This window comes from Brasilonema bromeliae SPC951, assembly GCF_012912135.1.
Lineage (GTDB): Bacteria > Cyanobacteriota > Cyanobacteriia > Cyanobacteriales > Nostocaceae > Brasilonema > Brasilonema bromeliae.
The window spans coordinates 29,441-35,175 of the sequence record NZ_QMEB01000031.1 but is presented as its reverse complement, the minus strand read 5'-3'; the positions used below and the strand labels follow the sequence as shown (position 1 = coordinate 35,175).

The 5,735-nt window shown below is 43.2% G+C and carries 2 protein-coding genes and 1 pseudogene; 2 read left to right on the top strand and 1 reads right to left on the bottom strand.

The window, feature by feature from the left end; all coding sequences use genetic code 11:
* Positions 1-314 precede the first annotated feature (314 nt).
* Positions 315-1,229 carry a hypothetical protein gene (locus DP116_RS06375; protein WP_169154374.1) on the bottom strand — a complete coding sequence of 305 codons (915 nt, stop codon included), beginning with the start codon at positions 1,227-1,229 and terminating at the stop codon, positions 315-317.
* Positions 1,230-1,901: 672 nt separating this feature from the next.
* On the opposite strand from DP116_RS06375, the pseudogene DP116_RS06370 reads away from it, so the two are divergent.
* Both DP116_RS06370 and aspS read left to right on the top strand, forming a co-directional pair.
* A pseudogene (locus DP116_RS06370) lies at positions 1,902-2,738 on the top strand (M48 family metalloprotease).
* A 274-nt stretch (positions 2,739-3,012) separates the two neighbouring features.
* Complete coding sequence (aspS, locus tag DP116_RS06365; RefSeq protein WP_169154373.1) at positions 3,013-4,800, top strand: aspartate--tRNA ligase; 1,788 nt, start codon at positions 3,013-3,015, stop codon at positions 4,798-4,800.
* The last annotated feature ends 935 nt before the right edge of the window (positions 4,801-5,735 follow it).

Genomic DNA, 5,735 nt, shown 5'->3' with positions numbered 1-5,735 from the left:
AAGTTCTGACGATGAATGTAGAATCCCCTCGCCTTTAGGCAGGGGAGTGTCAAATCTTATTAATTCGTTACCAGTATCAGAGATAGACAAAAACTCGGACACCCCATTCCCTCGTTAAATCTTATCTAACATAGGTCAGGGCGGGGGTCTTACACGAAAAAATCAGCCAGCCTTACTACAACGAGTACTCGTCTTGGAACACAGATCCACAAAACAAAGGCTGGCTGATTTTTAGGGGACAATGCGTCGGGTGCACCGAGCTTTTGTCCGCCTTATATCCCGACACCAAGCTGATTACATCTATGGTGCGGGGCTTACGGCGAGAAAGCTAAAGCTTTGAGCAAATAATCAATAAGGTACTTGAAGTACACCCTCAACTGTTGAGCTGCTTCAGTTGAGACTTGTGCTGAATCTTCCCAACACTTGATGTATTTATTTTGAATCAACTTGAACCCATTCACATATATCTCAACTGCCGGCTGCTCATGAGTGATGATACCTTGATAAAGTAAACGAGGTTGAATTCCGTTTTCCAAGCAGCTTCCAAGCAGTTTCAAATATCTACTAAGGTTCTGACGAAAGACTTCTGTTTGGGAAGCTTGCAAACCCAATAACTCATCCGCTACTTCTTGTGTTATTTTATCTCGATGAGCTAGGAGCCACAAGCCTGCTTCTAGAGAGGCTGCTGATTGTTCTTCTGGGAGTGGGAGTGAGACAGCGCTGCAGGAGGGTCTCCCTCCGTAGGCGACTGCGAACCCGAAGGGTAACGCCGTGAACTCTTGAAGATGTTCTGAAAATTCTTCGATTTTGTGATGTTTGACTTGAATAAGTGCTTCGCTGATATTTTCTTGTAAAGGTTTATTCTCCTCTTGCTCGCGTATCAAATCTTCCACAATCGGTTTTATGTTTTGAATTATCAAATCAGTCTGCTCTTTCAGCACGTCCAGCACTTGTTGAGGCAAATCGTACTCTAATAACTTGTCTAATCGATTTGTTGTATTGTCTTGCAGAAGGTTGAACTGGCGTTGCAGTTGCTGAATGAGCGACCCCAAACGTTGTTCTGTGTTCGGTAGATCTTGACATAAACGTCGTTCTAGATAATCGACTCGTTTTTGCAGAGATTTGACAGATGCTCTCTCTAACCAAGGGCTGATGATAAATATTGCTAAATCGTGCAAAATCTTAGTATACTTCTGCACCATTCCTACTCTGTTGATATTTTGCGCCATGAGATTTGTCCAAGAGAGGTGATGTCTTAATCCGTTGGATTCCCTGTGTTGGTCTGCCTTATGTTTGCGTTATTGTCTAGAGCAGTTAAATCATTAAAGAAAAATTCACCAACTCAGAATTCAGAATTCAGAATTGAGTAATCTTTCAGTGGGGGATTGGGAACCGCCCTTACGGGTTCACCCGACGGGAGAGCCAAAGTTAGAGGGCGCACCGAAATCCGCCTGCATAGCACAGGTGGCTAGACAGGAGTTCCAATTGTGTTCACCTTCCCGATGCAACTCACTACAATGGAACGGCAGTATACAAATGATCGCCGTCTTCACATAAGTTTTTGGAACCTATCATCAGGATGTGAGCTAAGTTGTCATCAAAATCACTCAACGACAAGTCGCTGAGGCAGCAATAAATGGGATGAACTTTAAGTATAAACCACAAAGAGGACTTAAAAACTTGAGTGAGAAAACCGTACTAAATCTAGAGCGCAATTTCTACCTGATGAATCTGTGTTGAGGTCGATACAATCAAAGTGCGGGTTAAGTAATGCTGTTGCGAGCAATAAATCTATGACTTCAGTATTACTAAGGAGACCAAAATATGAGAAATCAATTCAAAACTGCTGCATTATAGGGATTAAACCCCGTCCTTAAGGACGGGGTCTTTCCTTAAGCGCGATTTTGATTACGATTAGCTACTGGGTGATTGGCGGTACCAGTGGTGTAATTGTGGGAATTGTCATAGCAGTGACAAACTTATTTTCTTGGTATCAATCTGATAAAATTGCGCTGGCGGCATAACGTGCCCAGCCAGTATCACCTCAGGAAGCACCGGGACTGTATCAGATGGTGCAAAAATTGTGCCAACGGGCCAATCTACCCATGCCAAGAATTTTCATTGTCCCTAGCCCAGCTGCCAACGCCTTCGCCACAGGACGCGATCCAGAACACGCTGCGATTGCAGTCACCGAAGGTCTTTTAAATTTATTACCAGAGGATGAACTCGAAGGCGTCATCGCCCACGAACTCACTCACGTTGCTAACCGTGACACCTTAACACAGGCGGTTGCTGCTACGATTGCAGGTGCAATCTCGTTCTTAGCCCAAATCGTTAGCTACAGTGTTTGGTATACTCCATATTCACGGGATGACCGGAATGGTCTAAATCCTCTGGGGATGTTGTTGACAATATTTCTTGCTCCAATTTCTGCGACAGTGATTCAACTGGGAATATCACGTACGCGAGAATTTTCAGCAGACGCAGGTTCTGCTAGATTAACACGTAACCCTCGCGCCTTAGCCCGTGCACTGCAACGTTTGGAAGCGACAACAAGACAACTACCCCTACAAGCAAACCCAGCGTTTGAGCCACTGTTGATTACAAACGCAATCTCGGGACAATTCCTGGGCAACTTGTTCTCTAGCCATCCCTCTACTGAAGCACGAATTGAGGCATTGCGAAAGATAGAACAAGAACAACTTTCCAGAACGTCTGAATTTTCGTTTGGACGATAACAAGTCGCCGAACTAGGCGATCATCGCTGACTAGATGCAGCTTTAGCCGCGTGAGATGCTTTGAGTAGTCCTCGCCCTCAACGTTAATTTTGCTTAATTTCACGTCAAAACGAGCAACGAATTTTTGAGCAGATGACACGGGTGCTTACCTGTTTCATCTGTTGTCAGTTTTTGCATGAGATTTCTAAAATTAAAATGACTAATGATGCTAGATAATGAAAAAGCTTTAACATTGACTTGAATTCTCTAGCTCGGCCATTAAGAACTAATACTTATGCGAACTAACTATTGCGGCGAACTCCGAAAAGAACACATTGGAGAAACTGTCACCTTGTACGGATGGGTAGATCGTCGCCGCGATCATGGAGGTGTGATATTTATAGATTTACGCGATCGCACTGCCATTGTTCAAGTCGTCAGCGATCCACAGCGTACCCCAAATTCTTATGAACTCGCAAATACTCTACGAAATGAATACGTTGTTGAAATCACAGGTAGAGTGACGCAACGTCCTGAAGAATCCCTGAACCCCCGCATACCTACAGGCGAAATTGAAATTTACGCTGATACAATTAAACTCCTTAACTCAGTCGCTAAACAGTTACCATTCCAAGTTTCCACCGCAGACGCCGATCCTGTGCGGGAAGAGTTGCGGCTGAAGTATCGTTATTTAGATTTGCGGCGCGATCGCATGGCAAATAACTTGCAACTACGCCATCAAGTTGTCAAAGCCATGCGTCGTTACCTAGAAGACGTGGAAGGTTTTATAGAAATCGAAACCCCTGTCCTCACCCGTTCCACTCCCGAAGGTGCGCGAGATTATCTCGTACCCAGTCGCGTCAACCCTAGTGAATGGTTTGCTTTACCGCAATCACCCCAACTATTCAAACAATTGCTGATGGTATCAGGTTTTGACAGATACTATCAAATTGCCCGTTGCTTTCGCGATGAAGACTTACGCGCCGACAGACAACCAGAATTTACCCAGTTGGACATGGAAATGAGTTTCATGTCCCAAGAAGAAATTATCGAATTAAACGAGAAATTAGTTTGTCACATCTTCAAGACAGTTAAAGGCATTGAATTACAACGTCCTTTCCCGCGTCTAGTCTACGCCGAAGCAATGGAACGCTATGGTAGTGATAAACCAGATACACGTTATGGTTTAGAACTCGTTGATGTCTCAGATGTTGTCAAAGACTGTGGCTTCAAGGTTTTTCGGGAAGCTGTTACCAACGGAGGAATTGTCAAAATTCTTCCCATCCCCAATGGGAACGATTCAATTTCTAATGTCCGCATCAAACCAGGCGGTGATTTATTCAAGGAAGCCACTGATGCAGGTGCTAAAGGTTTAGCTTACATCCGAGTCAGAGATGATGGAGAAATCGACACCATTGGTGCAATTAAAGACAACCTCACCGCAGAGCAAAAACAGGAAATCTTACGCCGGACAGATGCGAAACCTGGTCATTTACTGCTTTTCGCGGCTGCTGACACTGCTACTGTCAATAAAACATTAGATAGGTTACGCCAAGTTACCGCTAGAGAATTCGGGTTAATAGATCCAGAAAAAATCAACTTGCTCTGGATTACAGACTTTCCCATGTTTGAATGGAACGCACAGGAAAATCGCCTAGAAGCACTGCATCACCCGTTTACTGCACCCCATCCTGATGATTTGAGCGACTTAAAAAGTGCAAGAGCACAAGCTTATGACTTGGTGTTCAACGGTTTTGAAGTAGGCGGTGGTAGTCTGCGGATTTATCAGCGGGAAATTCAGGAGCAGGTGTTTGAGGCGATTGGACTTTCCCCAGAGGAAGCACATAATAAGTTTGGCTTTCTGTTGGAAGCGTTTGAATATGGTACCCCGCCTCATGGTGGGATCGCCTATGGTTTAGATCGCTTGGTGATGTTGCTAGCGAAAGAAGAATCAATTCGCGATGTCATTGCTTTTCCAAAAACGCAACAAGCACGTTGTTTGTTAACAGATGCACCTTCAGTAGTAGACGCAAAGCAATTAAAAGAGTTGCATGTTGCTTCAACATATAAGCCTAAGTCTTAGTGCGACGAAAGCAGCCAAAGATGAACTATATTTTTTGACAGTTCTCAGTTGAAGAAAACACAACTATTGATATTCCTCGTCCTGTACTCTACGTTAAGGGCGGGGAATATATTTAAGAGGGTGTTTTAAAAGTGTCTTTTGCTCTGATAGTGGGCACAGCGAAATATCTCAGTGCATGCCTAAAACCTTAATTTTGCGTTGCAGTTGACCCAAATCAGAACGACAAAATTATACCTTCTGGGAGTTTACAAACAACCTCTAATACCGTTTCACTTTAAGGTTGATCCAATTAGACTACAGGGTTGTCCATTTTTATCAAAACTTTGCCCAACCCCGGCATAAAGGAGCCAGGTCACCCTACGCTTTGTGGTCTAATGATTTCAGGACTTACGCAGTTCTCACAAGCGTTCGGCAGTTTTGAGCGAGATACTAAACATGGCGAGCAGCAATGCTAGCGCTCCTAAAGGAGCATCGCCGCAAATTTTAGTTGTTGAATTAAATAATTACAGATCCATCCGTATTTTTATTGATAAATAGTTTGACCAGTTGGGGTTGAAACCATGTAAAGGGGGGTGTTTTTCTAATTCCTTCACTCTCTTATTCTCCCCCTCCTTTTCCGGTCATTCAAGATAGGATGTTAATAACACTATAATTAGTATCTTGTTCAATCAGTATCTTCACTGTGTTTTTCAAGTGGAGATAAAAAGTACTTTTTAATACATGATTCCAGAGAAGATGCCAATTTCAGAAAAGTATTCGTCCGCCGCGTTCGTGAGTGTTACCTATTGCTTAGACACTCAGTAATTACCCTTTCTGTGAATTTACACATTTGGAATTCTCCTTATTTATACTGTTCCCGTCAATGTTTTTTCATAACAAAAATTCAAAAAATTAGAAAAATTAGAAACATATTTTTGTCATATTTTTATATGGCT